Annotated in this window: 17 protein-coding genes; 6 read left to right on the top strand and 11 right to left on the bottom strand. The window is 64.9% G+C overall.

Going from position 1 to position 18,539, the window contains the following annotated elements; all coding sequences use genetic code 11:
- Positions 1-99: 99 nt before the first annotated feature.
- From ABIE33_RS11560 to ABIE33_RS11540, 5 genes are all read left to right on the top strand, one after another.
- Positions 100-1,188, top strand: a complete 1,089-nt coding sequence (locus ABIE33_RS11560; RefSeq protein ID WP_429124914.1) for an ABC transporter ATP-binding protein — start codon at positions 100-102, stop codon at positions 1,186-1,188.
- Between the two features lie 72 nt (positions 1,189-1,260).
- Entirely contained in the window at positions 1,261-2,421 is a 1,161-nt protein-coding gene (locus ABIE33_RS11555) for a polyamine ABC transporter substrate-binding protein (protein WP_429124912.1), read from the top strand.
- A gap of 275 nt (positions 2,422-2,696) precedes the next feature.
- Complete coding sequence (locus ABIE33_RS11550) at positions 2,697-3,563, top strand: ABC transporter permease (protein WP_025427797.1); 867 nt, start codon at positions 2,697-2,699, stop codon at positions 3,561-3,563.
- Positions 3,563-4,381, top strand: a complete 819-nt coding sequence (locus ABIE33_RS11545; protein ID WP_429124910.1) for an ABC transporter permease — start codon at positions 3,563-3,565, stop codon at positions 4,379-4,381. The genes ABIE33_RS11550 and ABIE33_RS11545 overlap by 1 nt, the downstream gene beginning before the upstream one ends.
- A 4-nt stretch (positions 4,382-4,385) precedes the next feature.
- Positions 4,386-5,147: an SDR family NAD(P)-dependent oxidoreductase gene (locus tag ABIE33_RS11540; RefSeq protein ID WP_429124908.1), complete on the top strand. Its 762-nt coding sequence runs from the start codon at positions 4,386-4,388 to the stop codon at positions 5,145-5,147.
- Positions 5,148-5,177: 30 nt separating this feature from the next.
- Here ABIE33_RS11540 and ABIE33_RS11535 read toward each other — a convergent pair whose 3' ends face one another.
- The 10 genes from ABIE33_RS11535 to ABIE33_RS11490 all read right to left on the bottom strand — a co-directional run bounded on the left by ABIE33_RS11535 (position 5,178) and on the right by ABIE33_RS11490 (position 15,826).
- Positions 5,178-5,837 (bottom strand): amino acid ABC transporter permease, encoded by a 660-nt coding sequence (locus ABIE33_RS11535; protein WP_429124906.1) that lies wholly within the window; start codon positions 5,835-5,837, stop codon positions 5,178-5,180.
- The gene (locus ABIE33_RS11530; RefSeq protein ID WP_429124905.1) at positions 5,837-6,520 is read right to left on the bottom strand and encodes an amino acid ABC transporter permease; all 684 of its coding nucleotides are present in this window, start codon (positions 6,518-6,520) and stop codon (positions 5,837-5,839) included. Before ABIE33_RS11530 ends, ABIE33_RS11535 begins: the two co-directional genes overlap by 1 nt.
- Positions 6,521-6,529: 9 nt before the next feature.
- Positions 6,530-7,285 carry an amino acid ABC transporter ATP-binding protein gene (locus tag ABIE33_RS11525; RefSeq protein ID WP_429124903.1) on the bottom strand — a complete coding sequence of 252 codons (756 nt, stop codon included), beginning with the start codon at positions 7,283-7,285 and terminating at the stop codon, positions 6,530-6,532.
- A complete protein-coding gene (locus tag ABIE33_RS11520) occupies positions 7,282-8,121 on the bottom strand; it encodes a transporter substrate-binding domain-containing protein (RefSeq protein ID WP_429124901.1) in 840 nt (279 codons plus the stop codon). The genes ABIE33_RS11525 and ABIE33_RS11520 overlap by 4 nt, the downstream gene beginning before the upstream one ends.
- Positions 8,122-8,174: 53 nt before the next feature.
- Positions 8,175-9,842 carry a urocanate hydratase gene (locus tag ABIE33_RS11515; protein WP_429124899.1) on the bottom strand — a complete coding sequence of 556 codons (1,668 nt, stop codon included), beginning with the start codon at positions 9,840-9,842 and terminating at the stop codon, positions 8,175-8,177.
- A 313-nt stretch (positions 9,843-10,155) separates the two neighbouring features.
- The gene (locus ABIE33_RS11510; protein ID WP_429124897.1) at positions 10,156-10,485 is read right to left on the bottom strand and encodes a TfoX/Sxy family protein; all 330 of its coding nucleotides are present in this window, start codon (positions 10,483-10,485) and stop codon (positions 10,156-10,158) included.
- Positions 10,486-10,501: 16 nt separating this feature from the next.
- Positions 10,502-11,596 carry a DUF917 domain-containing protein gene (locus ABIE33_RS11505; protein WP_429124895.1) on the bottom strand — a complete coding sequence of 365 codons (1,095 nt, stop codon included), beginning with the start codon at positions 11,594-11,596 and terminating at the stop codon, positions 10,502-10,504.
- Positions 11,597-12,868: a Zn-dependent hydrolase gene (locus ABIE33_RS11500; RefSeq protein WP_429124893.1), complete on the bottom strand. Its 1,272-nt coding sequence runs from the start codon at positions 12,866-12,868 to the stop codon at positions 11,597-11,599. It abuts the gene before it with no gap.
- Positions 12,865-14,244, bottom strand: a complete 1,380-nt coding sequence (locus tag ABIE33_RS11495; RefSeq protein ID WP_429124892.1) for a dihydroorotase — start codon at positions 14,242-14,244, stop codon at positions 12,865-12,867. Before ABIE33_RS11495 ends, ABIE33_RS11500 begins: the two co-directional genes overlap by 4 nt.
- Before the next feature lie 43 nt (positions 14,245-14,287).
- Positions 14,288-15,826: an aromatic amino acid lyase gene (locus tag ABIE33_RS11490; RefSeq protein WP_429124890.1), complete on the bottom strand. Its 1,539-nt coding sequence runs from the start codon at positions 15,824-15,826 to the stop codon at positions 14,288-14,290.
- Between the two features lie 208 nt (positions 15,827-16,034).
- On the opposite strand from ABIE33_RS11490, the gene ABIE33_RS11485 reads away from it, so the two are divergent.
- On the top strand, positions 16,035-17,327 hold the full coding sequence (locus ABIE33_RS11485; protein WP_429124888.1) for a LysR family transcriptional regulator: 1,293 nt from the start codon (positions 16,035-16,037) through the stop codon (positions 17,325-17,327).
- Between the two features lie 131 nt (positions 17,328-17,458).
- Here ABIE33_RS11485 and ABIE33_RS11480 read toward each other — a convergent pair whose 3' ends face one another.
- Positions 17,459-18,496, bottom strand: coding sequence for a GlxA family transcriptional regulator (locus tag ABIE33_RS11480; protein ID WP_429124886.1), 1,038 nt, complete (start codon positions 18,494-18,496; stop codon positions 17,459-17,461).
- Between the last annotated feature and the right edge of the window lie 43 nt (positions 18,497-18,539).

Genomic DNA, 18,539 nt, shown 5'->3' with positions numbered 1-18,539 from the left:
CCGGCACCGGGCGCTTTGACTAGGCTGCCTGTCAATGACGGTGGAACGCGAGGGCATCAGAGCCTTGGTGGCATCCGACAACAACCGCAGGGAACAGACGTGACATCCGCTTCGACGAACGACATCGAGTTCCGTTCGGTCGCCAAACGCTATGGCAGCGTGACCGCCGTTTCGGACATCAACTTCGCGGTGCCCCGGGGCGCCTTCATGGCGCTGCTCGGGCCTTCCGGCTGCGGCAAGACCACCTGCCTGCGCATGATCGGCGGCTTCGAGCAGCCGAGCGAAGGCACTGTCTATATCAACGGCGAGGCGATGAACGGCGTTGCCGCCTATCGGCGCCCGGTCAATATGGTGTTCCAGCACTATGCGCTGTTTCCGCATCTCGACGTCGAGCAGAACGTTTCCTACGGCCTCAAGCAGATGCGGCCGCGCATATCAGGCGCCGAGATTTCGCGCCGCGCCCAGGAGGCGCTGGAGATGGTCCGGCTCGGCGGCTTCGGCAAGCGCCGCATCCACGAGATGTCCGGCGGCCAGCAACAGCGCGTGGCGCTTGCCCGCGCCATCGTCAACAAGCCGAAAGTGCTTCTGCTCGACGAGCCGTTGGCGGCACTCGACAAGAAGCTGCGCACCGCCATGCAGATCGAGCTGCAGACGCTGCAGCGCGAACTCGGCATCACCTTCGTGCTCGTCACCCACGACCAGGAGGAAGCGCTGTCGATGAGCGATTTCGTCTGCGTCATGAACGCTGGCCGTATCGTCCAGGTCGGGCCGCCGCAGGAAATCTACGATCGCCCGGCAAGCCTGTTCGTCGCCGATTTCGTCGGCAAGACCAACCGGATCGCGGCAACCGTCGACACCGGCGGCGCCTCGATCGTTTTCGCCGATGGCACGCGCGTTGCCGCCCCCGTCACCACGACGCCGAGCGCCGGCTCGGCCATGGTCGCGCTGCGCCCTGAGGCAATCAGCCTGAAACGCAACGGCGCGGCCGGCACCGCCGCCCTCTCCGGCACCGTCACGCATCGCATCTTCCTCGGATCCTTAGTCGAGTATTCCGTCGATGTCGACGGCCTCGGTGACTTTCTCGTCACCGCCGACCGACGGGCGCTCGGGGACAGCGATCTCGTCGAGCCCGGCGACAAGGTCGGCCTCGCCTTCGATCCGAATGCGCTCCACGTCTTTCCGGCCTGAACTATCTTTCCGGCCTGACCCGGCCGCCCCCTGCTGCCTTGCATGAACGTCAACGATAAAGGGAACAGCGTGATGACCAAATGGTACAGAGAAAATGCCCCGATCACCGCCGAGCAGCTGGCCGACGAGCTGATGCGCCTGAAGCGCGGCTCGGTCACCCGCCGCCACTTCCTCGGCGTCACCGGCCTTGGCCTTGCGACGGCGGTGCTGGCGCGCCAGCCCGGCCTGTTCAATTCGACGGCGTTTGCCCAGGACCTCGGCAGCCAGATGTCGATCGCCACCTGGCCGAACTATCATGACCCCGCCACCTTCGAGGCGTTCCAGGCCGCAACCGGCGTTGCCGTCGAGGTCAACGTCTTCGGCTCGAACGAGGAGATGCTCGCCAAGCTCCAGGCCGGCGGCACCGGCTGGGACCTGTTCGTGCCCACCAACTACACCATCTCCACCTATGTGAAGCTCGGGCTGATCGACGAACTCGATCTCTCCAAGCTGCCGAATTACGACGCCTCGACCGAGACGGCACGTTTCACCAACGAGGGTGTCGTCGACGGCAAGACCTATGCCGTGCCAAAAAACTGGGGCACCACGGGCATTGCGCTCAACTCCACCAAGATCAAGACGCCGGTCACCAGCTGGAAGGACTTCTTCGAGGTCGCCATGACCGAGGCCGACGGCCGCGCCATGGTCCACGACTACCAGCTGACCACCATCGGCAATGCGCTCGTCTCGCTCGGCTACTCCTTCAATTCGACCAAGCCGGACGAACTCGCCAAGGCCGAGGAACTGCTGATCAAAGTCAAGCCGCATCTCTACGCCATCAACAGCGACTATCAGCCGTCGATGCGCGCCACCGATGCCTGGATGACCATGTGCTGGACCAATGACGGCGCGCAGCTCAACCGCGATATGCCGGAAATCCAGTTCGTGCTCGGCAAGGACGGCGGCGAAATCTGGTCGGACTTCTACGCGATCCCGAAGAGCGCCGCCAACAAGGCGGCGGGCTACGCCCTGCTCAACTATCTGATGTCGCCGGAAAATGCCGTCAAGGAGCACATCGCCAACGGCGCACCGACCACCGACAGCCGCGTCCTGAAGCTGCTGCCGGCCGACGTTACCGGCAACAAGATCGTCTATCCCGACGACGCCTCGCTGACGCCGCTCGAATTCGGCGCCGCGGTGACGCTGACCGATCCGGGCCGCGCCGAGCTGATGGCGCGGTTCAAGTCGGCTTGATCGAGACTGCCATGTGACTGCCCTCATCCCTGCGGTGAGGGAGCGCCCCTCATCCGCCTGCCGGCACCTTCTTCCCGTCTTGACGGGGAGAAGGGACAAGCAGCAAGCTCCCGCTCCCATCTCCCGACAGTCGGGCAAGAGGAAGCAAGGCCGGTGCCACGAGTCCCCTTCGCCCCGCCTGCGGGGAGAAGGTGGCCGGCAGGCCGGATGAGGGGCGCTTCCCTCACCGCGTGGTGAGGGGTCAAATGCTACTGAAACTTAACGGACCCATTCTCATGCCCGCGGCAACGAACACGAAGAGAAACCTGGTGACGGCAGCGTTGGTGGCGCCGGCGGCGGCATGGCTGATGATCTTTCTCGTGCTGCCGTTCATCGCCATGCTGGTCTTCGCCTTCGGCGAGCGTGCGCCGGAGGGCGGCTATCAGGCGGCGTTCACCTTCGCCCAGTTTGCAAGGCTGCCGACGCGGGCCGCCGCCTTCTGGAACACGATGGTGCTGGCGCCGGTTGGCGCGCTGCTCTGCCTGCTGGTCGCCTATCCCGTCGCCTATTATCTCGCCGTCAAGGCGGACCCACGCTACCGCCTGATCCTCGTATCGCTGGTGGTCGTGCCCTTCTGGACGAGCCTGCTCGTGCGCACCTATGCCTGGATGTACATTCTCGGCTCGCGCGGCATTCCCAATCTGTTGTCGATGATCGGTCTTGAGGATGTGCGCCTGTTGAATACTCCCGGCGCCGTGCTGCTTGGCATCGTCTATGGCTACCTGCCGCTGATGATCATGCCGATCTATGTCAGCCTCGAAAAGCTCGATCGCCGCCTGCTCGAAGCCTCGGCCGATCTCGGCGCGAGACCGGTCTCGACCTTCTTCGGCGTCACCCTGCCCTTGTCGCTGCCGGGCGTGATGACCGGCGTCGCGCTCGTCACCATCCTTCTGCTCGGCGAGTACCTCATCCCGCAGCTGCTCGGCGGCGGCAAGGTGTTCTTCATCGGCAATGCGCTGGTCGATCTCTTCCTGCAATCGCGAAACTGGCCCTTCGGCTCGGCGATCGCCGTGACGCTGGTGGCCGTGGTCGTAGTGATCCTGATGGTGGCGATGCGCATCGCCTTCAGGGTCGCCGGCACAAGACAGGTGGATCTCGTCTGATGCGCGCCTTCATCTCCTCGGTCTATCTCTTCCTCTACGCGCCGATCGCGCTGGTCGTCTTGTTCTCGTTCAATGCCGGGCGCAGCGCCAGCGAGTTCACCGGCTTTTCGACCGCCTGGTACGGCAAGGCGCTCGGCAATACCTTCCTGGTCTCGGCGCTGCAGAACAGCCTGATGATCGCCTTTACCAGCGCGACGCTTGCCGCGATCTTCGGCACGATGGCCGCGCTTGGCATGGAGCGGCTCGCGCCGCGCAACCGGGCGATTTTCGATGCGCTCTTTGCTGCGGCCATCGTCGTTCCCGGCGTCGTCATCGGCATTGCCACGCTTGTGGCGCTCGTTGCAGTCTTCTCCTTCGTCAACCCGGCGCTTTCGGCGATCTGGCCGGGCGACCAGCCGCCGCAGCTCGGGCTCGGCTATGGCTCGATCATCGCCGCCCACGGCCTGTTCTCGATGGCGCTCGTCACCATGATCGTGAAGGCGCGCATCGCCAGCCTCGGGCGTGATATCGTCGAGGCCTCCAGCGATCTCTATGCGACGCCGCTCACCACCTTCCGGCTGATCGTGCTGCCGCAGATCCTGCCGTCGATCCTTGCAGGCTTCCTGCTGGCCTTCACCTTCTCCTTCGACGATTTCATCATCGCCTTCTTCGTCGCCGGCTCGAAGACGACGCTGCCGATCTACGTCTTCGCCTCGATCCGCCGCGGCGTGACGCCGGAAATCAACGCGATCGCGACGCTGGTGCTCGTCGCCTCGCTGCTTCTGATCCTGACCGCCCGCATCCTGATGCGGGATAAAAAACCGAAATCCGGGGAGTGAACAGATGATCCTGAAAGACCGGGTCGCGATCGTGACCGGAGCGGGCTCCGGGATCGGTCAGGCGGGCGCTGCCATCATGGCGCGCGAGGGCGCGCATGTCGTCGTCGTCGACCGCAGCCCCGAGGCGGGCAGCCTCACCGTCGACACTATCCGTGCCATGGGCGGCAAGGCCGAGGCCGTTACTCTCGACGTCACCGACGACGCAGCGCTTGCCGACGGCATCGCCGATATCCTCTATCGCCACGGCCGCATCGATATCCTGCACAATCACGCCGGCGCGCAGATTGCCGGCGATCTTGAAGAAGTCGAGGTCTCCGGCTTCGACCGCTCGTGGAGCCTCAACGTGCGCGCCCATTTCATGGCCGCGCGCCTGGTCATGCCGTCGATGAAGGCCGCCGGCCGCGGCGTCATCGTCAACACCTCGTCGTCATCAGGCGTGCTCTACGACCGCGAGATGATCGCCTACACCACGACCAAGCACGCTGTTATCGCCATGACCAAGCAGATGGCCGGCGATTACGCCCGCCACGGCATCCGCGTCAACGCGCTCTGCCCCGGCTGGGTCGACACCCCCTTCAACGAGCCCTTCATCGCCCAGATGGGCGGCCGCGGCGCGATCGAGGCCTATATCCGCGAAAAGGTGCCGCTCGGCCGCTGGGCAAGCGTCGACGAAATCGCCGAGTCGATCCTGTTCCTGGTGTCTGACCGTTCGTCCTATATGACCGGCCAGATCCTGGTGGTCGATGGCGGCGAGACCGTCGTCTAGCGCCGGGGACCAGCCCCGACGCCAGGGCATTCAAAGCTTGTGTTCGAGCCGGCTGATCGCAAAGACGATCGGCCAGAGAACCACGAGATAGGTGGCAGACGCCAGGATCAGCGGCGATGTGTTGTAGGTGAGCGAGCGCGCCAGGTCGGCCGAATGCAGAAGTTCCGGCACCGAGATCACGCTTGCAAGCGTCGTCAGCTTCACCAGTTCCACCGTGTTCGACAAGAGATCGGGCAGCACGTTGCGCACCGCCTGCGGCAGGACCACGTAAATCCAGCTCTGCGCCGCGTTGAGCCCGGTCGAGCGCGCTGCCTCGCGCTGGCCGGCAGGCACGCTCTTCACCCCTGCACGGTAGATCTCGCCATAATAGCTCGACGAATTCAGGAGGAAGGCGATGCAGACGGCGAGCAGCGCCGGGATCTGCAGCCCGAGGAACGGCAGGCCGGAATAGACGAAGATCAAAAGGACCAGCGGGGGGAAGGACCGGAAGAAATCGATGAGCGCGATCGCCGGCCATCGGACGAGCCGATAAGGCGAGGTTGCCAGCAGCATCGCGCCGATGCCGCCGACAAGCCCGATCGGGATAAGCAAGAGGCAGAGCAGCAGCGTCTGCAGACAGCCGGCAAGGATCATCGGCAGGACGCGCAGCATGATCTCGATATTGAAGAACTCGTTTACGAGGTTCTGCATCAGTGACCGCCCCACTGGTAACGACGTTCGAGCGCCCGCGATCCGACCACGAGCGGAACGAAGAGAATGACATAGAGGAAGGCGCCGATGGTCAACGGCGTGGCGTTGGCGGAAAAGGCGAGCGCCGAGTTCGCCCGCCCGAGGATTTCGTTGACGCCGATGGCGCTGCCGAGCGCCAGGTTCTTGGTGATCGAGATCGTCCGGTTGGTGAGCGGCGGAATGGCAAGCCGGATCGCCTGTGGGAAGATCACATGGACCAGCGTCTGAGTGGCCGAAAGTCCGGTGGAGCGCGCCGCTGCCCATTGCCCCTTGTTGACGGAGGTGATGCCCGCCCAGAAGACCTCTTCGGAGAAAGCCGCAAGCACGGCACCGAGCGACAGCCAGAGCACGACGAAGCTCGGCAGCAGGATGCCGATATTCGGCAGCCCGAAGAAGGTGACGAGAATGATGGCTAGCGGCGGCAAGGCGCGGAAGATATCGACATAGATGCGGATCAGGACATTGATAGGCCGGATGCCCGCGGTTCGGATCGCCGCAAGCAGCAGCCCGACAGCAATGCCGGTGACGACGACGGCGATACCGGCGAGAATAGTGATGCCGAGGCCGCCGAGAATGTCCTGCCAATATTGCCGGGCGATATCCGCGTTGAGGAAGGTGAAGACGAAGCGGTCCCAATTGCTCACGGGATCACCTCAATGCCGGATCTGGCGCAGGAAACGCCGGGTGCGCTCGTGCTGCGCATTGCCGAAGATCGCCGCGGCACTGCCCTCTTCGACGATGACGCCGCCGTCGAGGAAGACGACGCGGTCGGCGGCATCCCGGGCGAAGTTCATCTCGTGGCTGGCGATCACCATCGTCATGCCGCGGTCGCGCAACGCCTTGACGACGGAGAGCACGCTGTCCACCAGTTCCGGGTCGAGCGCCGAGGTCGGCTCGTCCATCAGCATGATCTTCGGCTCGAGCGCCAGCGAGCGGGCGATCGCCACGCGCTGCTGCTGTCCGCCCGAGAGTTGCGACGGATAGGCGTGCGCCTTGTCGGCAAGGCCGACCAGCTCCAGGTTCTGCATCGCCCTCGCCTCGGCCCCCGCCCGCGACATCTTCATCACCTTGCGCAACGCCAGGGTGACATTCTTCAAAGCCGTCAGGTGCGGATAGAGATTGAAGCTCTGGAACACCATGCCGATCTGGCGCCGCATCAGGTTGATGTCCGTCCGGGGTGACAGGACGTCGACGCCGTCCATATGCAACGTGCCGCCGGTCGGCTCCTCCAGGCGGTTGCAGCAGCGCAGAAGCGTGCTCTTTCCCGAGCCAGACGGCCCGATGAGGAAAACCAGCTCTCGGGGAGCGACCAGAAGGTCGACCCCCTTGAGCACTTCATTCGCGCCGTAGTTCTTGCGTATCTGGCGTGCCTCAAGCAGAGGCGTCTTCGCTCCGCCTTCATCCCTCACGAGTTGCAACTCAGCTCGTGCGGCGTCGCGTCATAACCTGGCGTACCCGGAGCGCCGTAGCCTGGATAGATCGTCGTCGTTGCCGAACCCGCCTTCGGCTCGACCTCGAACCACTTGACGTAAAACTTCGTCAGCGTGCCGTCCTGCTTCATGCACTCGATCGCATCTTCCAGCGTCTTGCGCAGCTCGGTGCTGTCGTTCCTGAGCGGCATCGACCAGACGAGATCGGTTTCGTAGAGGAAGGCATTTTTCAGCCGTGGATTGTTCTTGACCACCCAGGCGATCACGGTCGCGGCGGAGACGGTGGCGTCGGCCCGGCCTGTCAACACGGCCTGCACGGCATCGGTGCTGGTTGCGAAGGATTGCGGCGTCCAGCCCATCGTTGCCGCCTGTTCATTGATCCACTTCTCGTAGACCGAGCCCTTCTGCACCGCGATCGTCTTGCCCTTGAGATCGTCGAGGCTCTTGATTTCAGGTGCGTCGGCAAGCGTCAGGAAGCGGTAGTCGGCATCGACGAAGCCTTCCATGAACAGCATCTGCTGCGCCCGCTCCGGCGTGACCGTGACGACTGCTGTCAGGAAGTCGTAGGTCCCCGCCTGCAGTGCCGGGATCAGGCCGGCGAACTGCGCGCCTTCGACGTTGATCGGCCGCTTGATGCGCTTGGAGATCTCGTCGACCACATCGATGTTGAAGCCTTCGAGGCCGCCCGATACCTTCGGCATGGCGTGCGGTGCAAACGTGCTGTCGATGGCCGACTTCAGCGGCGCATCTTCCGCCAGCGCCGGAATGGCCGCAAGCGATACGGCGGCGAGCGCCACCAGAACTTTTCCAAACATCAACTTCCCCTTTTCCCTGATCATGATTTGCTGAACTGTCCCCCCAGATGTCATCAGGCGCCCTCAATCCTGATATGTCCGATGCCCTTGGCGGCGATCTCTTCGAAACTCTCGTCATAGCCGGCATCGGCGTAGCGGATGACGCCGAGCGATGTGTCGTTGGTGAGCGCGTGGTCGAGCCTTTCGTCGGCAGCTTGCGTGCCGTCGGCAACCACCGTCACGCCACAGCTCGTCATATAGCCGGCATAGCCGCCGCCGCCGGAATGCACGACGACGAGGTCGGCCATCGATGAGCAGAGCAGCATGGCGTCCAGCAGCGGCCAGTCGGCGATGGCGTCCGATCCGTCCTTCATCCGCTCGGTCATGATGTTGGGATGCGCCATGGCGCCGGCATCGAGGTGGTCGCGCGAAAAGGCGACTGGGCCTTTCAGTTCGCCGGATGCCACCAGTTCGTTGACGCGGCGGGCCAGCGCCGTGCGCTCGCCGTGGCCGAGCCAGGCGATGCGGGCCGGCAAGCCCTCGAACGGGATGTGTTCGCGCGCGAGCTTGATCCAGTTGGTGACGATCTTGTTGTCCGGGAACATTTCGAGCAGCAGGTCGTCGATGCGGGCGATGTCGCTTTCCTCGCCTGATAGCGCCATCCAGCGGAAGGGACCGATGGCGCGGGCAAAGAGCGGTCGCAGATAGGCCTCGGTGAAGATCGGGATGTCGAAGGCATTGGCAACGCCGCCCTCGCGCGCCTGGGTGCGGATGAGGTTGCCGTTGTCGAAGACTTCCGCGCCTTGTCTCTGGAAGTCGAGCATCGCCGTCACATGCTCGACGATCGAGGCGCGGCTCGCGGCCATCAGCTGCCCCTGGCCGTCTTCGCGCAGCGATTTTACCTGGTCGAGGCTCATGCCCTTCGGCACATAGCCGTAGACGAGGTCGTGCGCCGAGGTCTGGTCGGTCACCACATCGGGCACGATGCCGCGCCGGGCGATTTCCGGATAGATCTCGGCCGCATTGCCGACGAGGCCGACGGAGAGCGCCCGCTTGTCCTTGACCGCTGCGTTGATCATCGAAAGTGCAGTATCCAGATCCGGCGCGATCTCCTGGAGATAGCCGATCTCCTGGCGCTTCTTCGCCCGCTCCGCGTCGATGTCGACGCAGAGGATCGCCGCACCCGCCATCCGGCCGGCAAGCGGCTGCGCCCCGCCCATGCCGCCGAGACCGGCCGTCAGCACGAAGCGGCCGGAAAGGTCGCCGCCGAACCGCCGCTCGGCAATGCGCATGAAGATCTCGTAGGTGCCCTGGATCACCCCCTGGCTGCCGATATATTGCCAGGCGCCGGCCGTCAGCCCACCCCAGCAGATCAGGCCCTTGCGCTGGAGCTCGTAGAAGACTTCGGCCTTGGCCCATTGGCCGACGATGTTGCAATTGGCCATGATGACGAGCGGCGCCTTGGCGTGGGTCTTCAACAGACCCACGGGCTTGCCCGACTGGATGATCAGCGTCTGATCCTCGTCCATCTCGATCAGCGTCTTGACGATCGCGCGGTGCGCCGGCCAGTTGCGGGCGGCCTTACCGAGTGCTGCGTAGACGATGAGATTGTCCGGGTCCTCGCCGACGGAAAGCACGTTTTCCAAAAGCCGCAGCAGGGCCTCCTGCCGCCAGCCCTTGGCACGCAGCACCGGCCCACCGGGGATGGGGAAGCCAGGATGACGGGGATTGGCCTTGGGCATCGTCTCGTTCCTTGTTGTTGTGTCGGCGGAAGCTAGCTGCCCCTCACCCTGGCCCTCTCCCCGCTTGCGGGGAGAGGGGATTCCTCAGAGCTTGCCGCCAACGTCGCGTGCAAAGCGGCTATGTTCCCCGCCCACAGGTTGGGGGAGTGAATGGCTCCCTGCATGCCGCCGGCGCCACATCTCATCACACTCGTGACCTCTCCCATTCTCGGCGAGAGGGACGGCCACGGCTGGCCGCCCTGGGTCGCCAAGGCGTCCCCTCTCCCCGCAAGCGGGGAGAGGGTTAGGGTGAGGGGCAAGACTACCTCACCACTCACTTCGGCGGCAGCGTTTCGACGAAAGCGAGCGCCGCATCGATGAGCCGCTTGCGCAAGCCGTCGTCGCCATAGGCCTCTGCTCCGGCCCGCACCCAGCCATGCCTCGCGCGGCCGTTCATCGTCATCAGCTCGATGCCAGGCAGTGCCAGCGCCCAGCCGTCATTGTCCTTGCCGAGCCGCACCAGCATCGATCCTTCGCGCGCGCCGCAGAGCAGATTGCCGTTGAGCAGAAACGCCCAGCCGCCGAACATCGCCTTCTCCGACAGTCCCGGCCGACCGGCGAGCTCGTCCTCGATCAGTTCCTCAAGTCCCGCATCGCGCCCCATAACCTCTCTCCCGTCGTTACCGCCCAGCGAGCGCGTAGCGGGCGAGTTCTATGCCCATCGCCTTTTCCACCGAGGGGTAGACCGTCGGGTCGAGCACGCTCGAGGCGAGCGGGATCACCGTCTTCGGCACATGCAGAACGAAGATCTTCATGCCGACTTGCAACTGGCCGACGCTCAAGGGTTCGCCCTCCGGCGACAGCGTGGTGATGACGTCGGGGAAGGTGGCGAGCCTTTCGCCTTCCGCAGAGTCAACCGCCATGTATTCGTTCATCACGTGCAATACCGTTGAGTCAGCGCCCTTCCCCAGCGTTACCGTGCCGATATCGAAAGCCTCCTTGGTGTAGACCACCGACTTGTCGGTGATCACGCCTTCGGCAAGCAGCGCGCCATTGGTCGTCTTGACGATCGCGTCGATGATGGCGCTGCCGCCCTTGGCTTCGGCGGCGATGATCGCCTCTCCGAGTGCCAGCGCCAGCGAGATGCCGCCGAGCGCCGCATTGTCCCTGACGTAGGATGCGCGCACCGGATTTCGGCACGAGGCGATGAAGCCGCCGGACATGTCGGAGGCGGTGCGCAGGATCGGCGAGGCCTTGGCGGTGGCGCCGCGGACCACCAGCTCGATATAGCGGTTCTCCTCGCGATTTCCCCCGACGGCCGTCTGGATCATCTGCTCGGGCGAGCCGGCAAGGCCGATCGAGCCCATGTCGCCGGTCGGGTGCGCCCGGATGTCGCCGACCGCATCGACCACCTTGGTGCCAAGGATCGCCGACGGCAACCAGCCATTGAGCGTCGAGGACTTGCCGTTCTGGCCGATGATCAGGCCCGAGAGCTTCTCGCCGAGCGCTTCCTGCAGCAGTTGCACCGCCTTGACGTAGTCGATGCCGCGCATTTCCCAGGGGGTGGTCGAGGCCGGCGCGCCGATGGCGGCTGCCGTCGCCACCCAGTCGTCGGCCTCAAGCTCGTCGACCGACACCAGCTCCGGCTTGCCGATCGAGACCGCGGCATAGCCGAGCATGCGGCCGTGATCAGCCCAGCCGCCGCCGCCGGCCGCATAAACCGAGCCGCCCTTGACAGCCGCTTCGACGTCCTTTTCCTTCAGTATCCGGCCCATCTACAGCTTCTCCTGCAATTTCTTGTCGAGCCTCTTCACCGCCTCGAAGAGAGCGGCGGCGCCAAGCGCGATATCGTCATTTTCGGCCCATTCTTCAGGGGCATGCGAGCGCCCGCCGAGGCACGGGATGAAGATCATCGCCGAGCGGGTGATGCGGCCCATCCAGGCGGTGTCGTGACCGGCACCCGATGCCATGCGCCGGTGCGTGGCGCCGATCGCGTCGCAGCTTTCCTCCAGCGTCGACAGCAGAAGCGGGTCGCCGGGCGTCGGGTGGTTGTCGGAAATCACATTCGCAGGCGCGATCGTCACACCTGCATCGTCGGCAATGCCCTGGCACAGCGGCTGAAGTTCGGCGAGGAATCGTTCCATCTGCGGCCGCAACTCAGCGCGCGCATCGATCAGCAGACGCACCCGCGACGGCACGACATTGGCCGCATTCGGCTCGATCGAGAACTCGCCGACGGTCGCCGTGAAATGCCCCTCGCCCTTGGAAAATTCCGTCGCCAGCTTCTCGATCTCCAGCACCAGCCGGGAGGCTGCAACCAGCGCGTCGCGCCGGTGGCCCATCGGCGTCGTACCGGCATGGTCCGCCTGCCCTTCGACGATGATCTCGATGCGGGTGATGCCCGAGATGGCGGTAACGACGCCGATATCGAGCCGCCCCGTCTCCAGTACCGGCCCCTGCTCAATATGCAGCTCGAGAAAGGCCTTGATGTCGGATCGCTTAAGCGCTAACAGCCGCGACGGGTCGCCGCCGACCTCGACGATGCCCTGCCGCAGGCTCAATTCGCCCTGCACCCGGCTCAGCCAACCATCGGGCAGGATGCCGGCCATGCCGCGGCTGCCGACGCAGGAAACGCCGAAGATCGACACTTCCTCGGCCAGGAAGTCGACGATCTCCAGGTCGTGATCGAGTTCGACGCCGGCGTCCGAAAGCGCGCGCGCCACTTCAAGTGCGGCGGCGACCCCGGCGATACCGTCGAAGCGCCCCCCCTCCGGCACCGTGTCGGAATGGGAGCCGAGCATCAGCGTGCCCAGCGCCGACGTCCGCCCCTTGCGCCGGCCGATGAGATTACCGGCCGCATCGATCCGGGTTTCGAGCCCCGCCGCCCGGAAGCGGCGATCGAGGAACGCACGGCCTTCGAGGAACAGCGGTGTGAAGGCGCGCCTGGTATACGGCCGGTCCGGCTCGGTGATCCCTGCAAGGCCGTTGACGATGCCGGCGATCCGGCTTGCGTCCACCGGCAGATTGGTCTTGACGCTCGTGCTCATCGGGCCTCCTGCAACGGCAAAGTCTGAAGCGGGCGAACGAAGGCGCCGGTGCCGGGCTTGGAAACGACGGCGCGCCCATCAAAGGCAAGCGCTCCGCGCAGATAGGTCGCCGACACCCGCCAGGGGAGCTTGATGCCGTTATAGGGCGACCAGCCGACGACATTATTGCCGCTTTCGGCCGCATCGTAAGTATAGGGCTCGGGCGTCATGACGATGATGTCAGCGTCCTTGCCGGTCTCCAGCGCACCCTTTTGATGGTCGAGCCGGAAGTGCCGCGCCGGGTTCAGCGTCATCAGCTCGGCCGCCCGCGTCAGCGGGATGCCGCGTTCAAGAGCGCCCTTGACGAACAGCGGCACCATCACTTCCAGGCCGGGCACACCCGAGGCATTGGCCAGCATGTCAGGGTTGGTCTTGCGATCCTCCGACCAGCTAACATGGTCGGTCGAGACCATCGTCACCGTGCCGTCGGCCACATGCCGCCAGAGCTTTTCCACCTCGGCGCGCGGGCGGATCGGCGGATTGATCTTGGCTTTGCCGCCGAGGCGTCGAACGTCGTTCTCCTCGTCGAGCGTCAGATAGTGGATGCAGCACTCGATCGTCGCCGCATGGCCTTGGCGCCGATAGGCGGCGGCGATCTCGTAGCCGCGCCCGAGCGAACAATGAACCACATGCGCCGGGCATCCGGTCGAAGCACCCGTCTCGTAGATCTGGTTGGTTGCCAGCAGCTCGGTGAGCGGCGGGCGGGAAAGGCCATGGGCGCGATAGTCGGTGATCCCCGCGGCCTTGACCCTTTCGATTGCGCCGCGCACCGCCTCGTCGTCCTCGTTGTGCGCTCCTGCCGTCAACCCTGTCGGCGCAATCGCCCGAAAGCAATCCTCGAGCAGCGCTGCGGGAATGCGCGGAAAGCGCTTGGGGTCGGTGCCGAACGTGGAGAACTTGAAGGCAGCGACCCCGGCTTCGACCATTTCGAGGATGCGGGCCGGTCCCTCCTCGGGATCGACTGTGCCATAGAGCGCGAAATCAACGCGCGCCTGCGGGCTCGCATGCGCGACCTTGCGTCCGACCGCTTCGGCCGAGCAGACGAGATTGCCCTCGTCATAGGGCATGTCGACGATAACAGTCACACCGCCGGCTGCGGCCGAGCGGGTCGACCAGACGAAATCCTCCTGGTTCTTCTGCGACAGCGAATGCACCTGGGCGTCGATGGCGCCGGGAAGGATCATTGCGTTTCCGAGATCGTGGCGTTCACGGGCGGATGGTGCTGCTCCCTGCCCGACATGCACGACCTTGCCGTCGCGCACCGCCACATGCCCGCCATCGACGATCCTGTGCGGGAGAACAACGGTGCCTTTCAGGACAAGATCGAAATCGGACATCGTGTTCTCCCCATTGGATCAGTCTTGTTGGATCAATCTTGGATCACTTGCTCAGCGCAAAGAAGTCGTCGAACTCCGGCATCGGCGCCATCGTAACGAAGGTGCGCAGCAGGTCATGGCAGGTGAACGCGTCCTGCAGCGCCTCGATCTCCTTCGAAAGCGGCCGGTCCTTGACATACATCGGGCTGATCGAACGGGTGCGCTGATGCGCAAGCTTGACGATCCCGTGCGGTGCATCACCGACGAGATCGATCGCCTGCGACGACAGGATCGCCTCGATCGCCGCCAGCTGCCTGAGATCGCGGACCTGCGTTTCCATGCGCTCGACGATCAAAGGCAGGAAGGTCGCCTCCTCCTCCAGCCCGCCGGCAACGACGATGGACTGGGCCGAAAGCGGCACCGCCATCGACTGCACACGCATGTAGAGTTCGACGGCAAGCTTCATCAGCGGGCCGAGGCCGGTGGCCACTTCGCCCGGCGCCACCAGATTGACCGGCAGGTTGCGGCGCCCGCCATTCGACAACAGGATGCAACGGTTGAGCACGTTGCGCGCCACATGCGAAAACGCGATCTGCGCCGTCTCGACATAGAGCGTCGTCGTCAGCGGCAGCGAAGCGCCCGACGCATGCACCTGGCCGCCGAGCACAACAGGATTGTCGTCGGAGAGATAGGTCGCCTCGACCAACCGGCCGGCGGCAACCAGCAGCGTATCGACGACGGCGCCGAACACCTGGGCAGTCATGCGCAGGCTCAGGGGATCGTGGATCGCGGTCGGCAAGGGCCAGTCGCCAACGCCGGACTGGCCGTAGAGCCAGGAGCCGACCAGCGCGTCGCCGCGCGTCGACAGCGTCGCCGCCACCCGCCACGGATCGGCCGAGGCGCCAAGCGCCTGCGACGACATCACGCCGGTCACCAGCAGCACGCGGATGGCCGCGGCCGCCTCGCGCAGCACGTCGGCGGCCGCCGAATAGGCAATCGCATTGACGCTGAGAGCGGCAAGCGCGTCGCGCGGTCGCATCACCAAGGGCTTCAATCCGGCATCGGCAAGCGCCGTTTCGGCCGGCACCAGGCGGCCGCGATGATAGGCTTCGCCGACCCCGGTCAAAACGGCCGCGATCTGCCCCATCAGGCCGATATCGGCGCAGCCCATCGAGCCATGCCGGCGCACCGCCGGAATAATGTCGTGCTCGATGAGTGCGAGGAAGGCGTTGATCAGCTCGGGGCTGCAGCCGGTATGACCGCGCATCGCGGTGTTACAGCGGATGGCGATTGCCTTGCGCACGATCGGCACCGCAAAAAATTCGCCGGTGCCGAAATGGTGGGCGCGCACCAGCGAGGTGTTGAATTCCGCCAGATCGTCCGCTGTCCAGAGCCGGTCCTTCATCGAGCCGACACCGGTGTTGGAGCCGTAGACCGGCAGGCCGAGTGCGATGCGATCGGCGATCACCTTGTGGGCAGCGGCGACCCGCTCCATGCCACCCTCGTCCGCGACCGGCCGCGCAACACCCGAGCCGATTTCCTCGAGCGTCGCGAAGTCGAGCGGTTTCCCGCAGAGAACGATGGACTTGACCTGTTGCAGCATGCCGAATGAACCTTACCACGCGATCCGCTTCGACGCCGAAACGATGCGTGGATGCAAAGACTTGATGCGATCCACCCCGTTGGACGAGGGATCGTCTATCAGCATGCTATGCGTTTTGTTCGCTCTCGTGATATATCCCAAATCCGGAACGGCCGATGCCTAAAGCTGAACATAGTTCCGGCGATGGTGCAGACGGAGAATTTACGCAATGGATATCGCCACGATCCTGCTCGTCGAGGCCGTCATGCGCGAAGGCGGCATCAGGCGCGCCGCCACCTTGAGCGGCCGCGCGCCATCGAGCGTCAGCGCCGCCGTTCGTCGCTTCGAACAGGCCGTTTCCATTCCGCTTTTCCGCCGCGATGGCAACCTCGTAGCTCTGACCCTGGAGGCCCGCGCGCGCCAGGTCGATGTCGCCGAGGCAAGCGACACGATCCGGTCGCTGCTCGCCACCGCCAATGCGGATCCACCTGCCGCGGTCCCGCCCGTCGGCCTCGCCGCGGTCCCGCCCGTCGGCCTCGTCGCGGTCCCGCCCGTCGGCCTCGTCGCGGTCCCGCCCGTCGGCCTCGTCGCGGTCCCGCCCGTCGGCCTCGTCGCGCTCGATCGTTTCGTCCGGATCGCCCGGGCCGGCAGCATCCGGGCGGCCGCCCGAACCCTCGGCCTCGGCCAGCCGCAACTGACGCGGCAGATCGCCGACCTCGAACGTCATCTGCAACGCCGACTGCTCGAGCGGTCCCACGGCGGCATCGTCTGCACACCGGCCGCGCTCGGCATCATCCCTGAAGTCGAGCGCCTGCTCGACATCTGGACGCGGCTAACGCGCGCTTCGGCCGACCGGTTCCGCCGCGACGTCACCACCTGGCGCCTCGGCGCCGTCATGCCGCTCGGGCCGGAAAGCGAGATTGCCCGCATGCTGGCGGCGCTGACGGCCACCTGGCATCGCTCCCGCCCGCGGCAATCGCTGTTCATTTCCAGCACCACCGCCGACGAACTGCTGGCCGGCCTCAAGAGCCGGCGCTTCGACGCCGCCCTGCTCGATATCGCCGATATTCCCAATGACTTCGACGGGCGGCTCGTATCGGAGACCGCACTGGTCCTTGCCGGTCCGGCACCAGCACTTTCGGAAATGGGCGGAGATCTCCCGCGGCTGCTCGCCACCTGCCCGATCGCCGTGCCGAGCGCGCGTAGCGGCTTGCGCCGGGAGGTGACGCGCTTTCTCGATGACATCCTTACGGAGCCTGAGCGCCGCCGCGTGACCCTTGTCGAGGTCGATTCCATCCCCGTCATCATCAACCTGGTCAGCCACCACGGCTATCTCTCGATGCTGCCGGAAACCTCACTGTCGCGTGTCCAGCGTCCGCCCGCCATGATCCGGCTGGGGCCGCTCTACCGTCAGTCGCTGACGCTCGTCTGGCCGCGCGGCGCTTTTTCGAGCGAGGTCGGCGACCTGATAATCGGCATGATGAAAACGGGGCCGCAGGCAACCACGGCCCTGCCGGTGTGATCGAGACCAGCGGAATCACTTCCTCACGATCCGCCGCCAAAGTCCTGAAACGACTCGGCAATATCGCGCCGTTGAATCAACCCGTGAGGTTGTTGAACCAGCGTCTCCAAACCTGCGTTTCGCCGCGCAAATTAGGCATGTCTAGTCGACTCGGCCTTGCCGATCGCATTTTCCGAGCCGCGGCTGCGATCCTCGGCGCCATGGCCAAGCTTCAGCCGGCGTCGTGTCTCGCTTGGGCTTTCGCGGTAATGCGCGCGATAGCTGCGCGAGAAGGACGATGACGAATTGAAGCCGGAGATCGCGGCGATGTCGGCGAACTCCATGCGCGTCTCGATCACCTTGCGCCGCGCCGCGTTGAGGCGCAGCGCAAGGTAATGTTCGTGCGGCCCCACCCCCATCGTGTCGCGAAACAGGTCCTGCAGGTGCCGAGCACTGACACCGATGCGGCGAGCGAGGCGCGCGAGCGTCAGCGGTGCCTCGACCGTTTCCTCCATCAGCTTGACCGCGGCGCCGACGCGGGGGTCGAGGATGCGCATGTTGCCGATCGCGGGCATCTGCAACAGGTCGCCGCGGGTGCGCTCCTGCTCGTAGATGAACAGTCGCGACACTTCGAGCGCCAGCGAATAGCCGTGCGCCCGGCGGATCAGTTCCAGCATCAGGTCGAGCGTCGGCAGCGAACCGCCGGTGGTGATGCGCTTGCCGTCGATGACGAACCGCTCGCGCACCATCGTCACTTGCGGATAGGTGGCGGTAAAATCCTCGAAATCCTCCCAGTGGGTGGTGGCCTTGGAATTGTCGAGCAGGCTCGTTTCAGCAAGAAGCCAGGAGCCGGATTCGATGCCTGCCATCATCTCGCGATGGCGCGCCGTCTGCGACAGCATCATCTTCAGCTGCGAAGTCGCGCTCCTCTGCCAGTTGTAGCTCGACAGGATGAAGAGCGGCGCCGTTTCGCGCTGCGGCCGGAAAGGGCCTGCGACCGGAATGGGGATGCCGCTCTTGGTTTCGATCGGCTGTCCGTCGGGGCTGTAGAGCGTCCAGTTGTAGAGCGGTCGTCCGGCAATGCGGTTGGCGGCGCGCATCGGCTCGATCACCGAAGCAACGAGGATCAGATTGGTCTCCGGCAACACCAGGATATCGGCATGCTGCACCTGCGAAACGCTTTGTTCCATTCGCAAACTTCTCCGCCTCGTTGCCGATAATGTACAAGATAGA

The organism is Ensifer sp. 4252 (genome assembly GCF_050434565.1).
Lineage (GTDB): Bacteria > Pseudomonadota > Alphaproteobacteria > Rhizobiales > Rhizobiaceae > Ensifer.
This window is presented reverse-complemented; position numbering and strand designations above follow the sequence as displayed.

Bases quoted from the DNA above. Each gene is read 5' to 3' on its own strand.
- ABIE33_RS11510 (WP_429124897.1), bottom strand. From the start codon at position 10,485: ATGGGGCGCGATGCGGGACTTGAGGAACTGATCGAGGACGAGCTCGCC.
- ABIE33_RS11555 (WP_429124912.1), top strand. From the start codon at position 1,261: ATGACCAAATGGTACAGAGAAAATGCCCCGATCACCGCCGAGCAGCTG.
- ABIE33_RS11520 (WP_429124901.1), bottom strand. From the start codon at position 8,121: ATGTTTGGAAAAGTTCTGGTGGCGCTCGCCGCCGTATCGCTTGCGGCC.
- ABIE33_RS11535 (WP_429124906.1), bottom strand. From the start codon at position 5,837: ATGCAGAACCTCGTAAACGAGTTCTTCAATATCGAGATCATGCTGCGC.
- ABIE33_RS11550 (WP_025427797.1), top strand. From the start codon at position 2,697: ATGCCCGCGGCAACGAACACGAAGAGAAACCTGGTGACGGCAGCGTTG.
- ABIE33_RS11540 (WP_429124908.1), top strand. From the start codon at position 4,386: ATGATCCTGAAAGACCGGGTCGCGATCGTGACCGGAGCGGGCTCCGGG.
- ABIE33_RS11515 (WP_429124899.1), bottom strand. From the start codon at position 9,842: ATGCCCAAGGCCAATCCCCGTCATCCTGGCTTCCCCATCCCCGGTGGG.
- ABIE33_RS11545 (WP_429124910.1), top strand. From the start codon at position 3,563: ATGCGCGCCTTCATCTCCTCGGTCTATCTCTTCCTCTACGCGCCGATC.
- ABIE33_RS11485 (WP_429124888.1), top strand. From the start codon at position 16,035: ATGGATATCGCCACGATCCTGCTCGTCGAGGCCGTCATGCGCGAAGGC.
- ABIE33_RS11480 (WP_429124886.1), bottom strand. From the start codon at position 18,496: ATGGAACAAAGCGTTTCGCAGGTGCAGCATGCCGATATCCTGGTGTTG.
- ABIE33_RS11495 (WP_429124892.1), bottom strand. From the start codon at position 14,244: ATGTCCGATTTCGATCTTGTCCTGAAAGGCACCGTTGTTCTCCCGCAC.
- ABIE33_RS11500 (WP_429124893.1), bottom strand. From the start codon at position 12,868: ATGAGCACGAGCGTCAAGACCAATCTGCCGGTGGACGCAAGCCGGATC.
- ABIE33_RS11505 (WP_429124895.1), bottom strand. From the start codon at position 11,596: ATGGGCCGGATACTGAAGGAAAAGGACGTCGAAGCGGCTGTCAAGGGC.
- ABIE33_RS11490 (WP_429124890.1), bottom strand. From the start codon at position 15,826: ATGCTGCAACAGGTCAAGTCCATCGTTCTCTGCGGGAAACCGCTCGAC.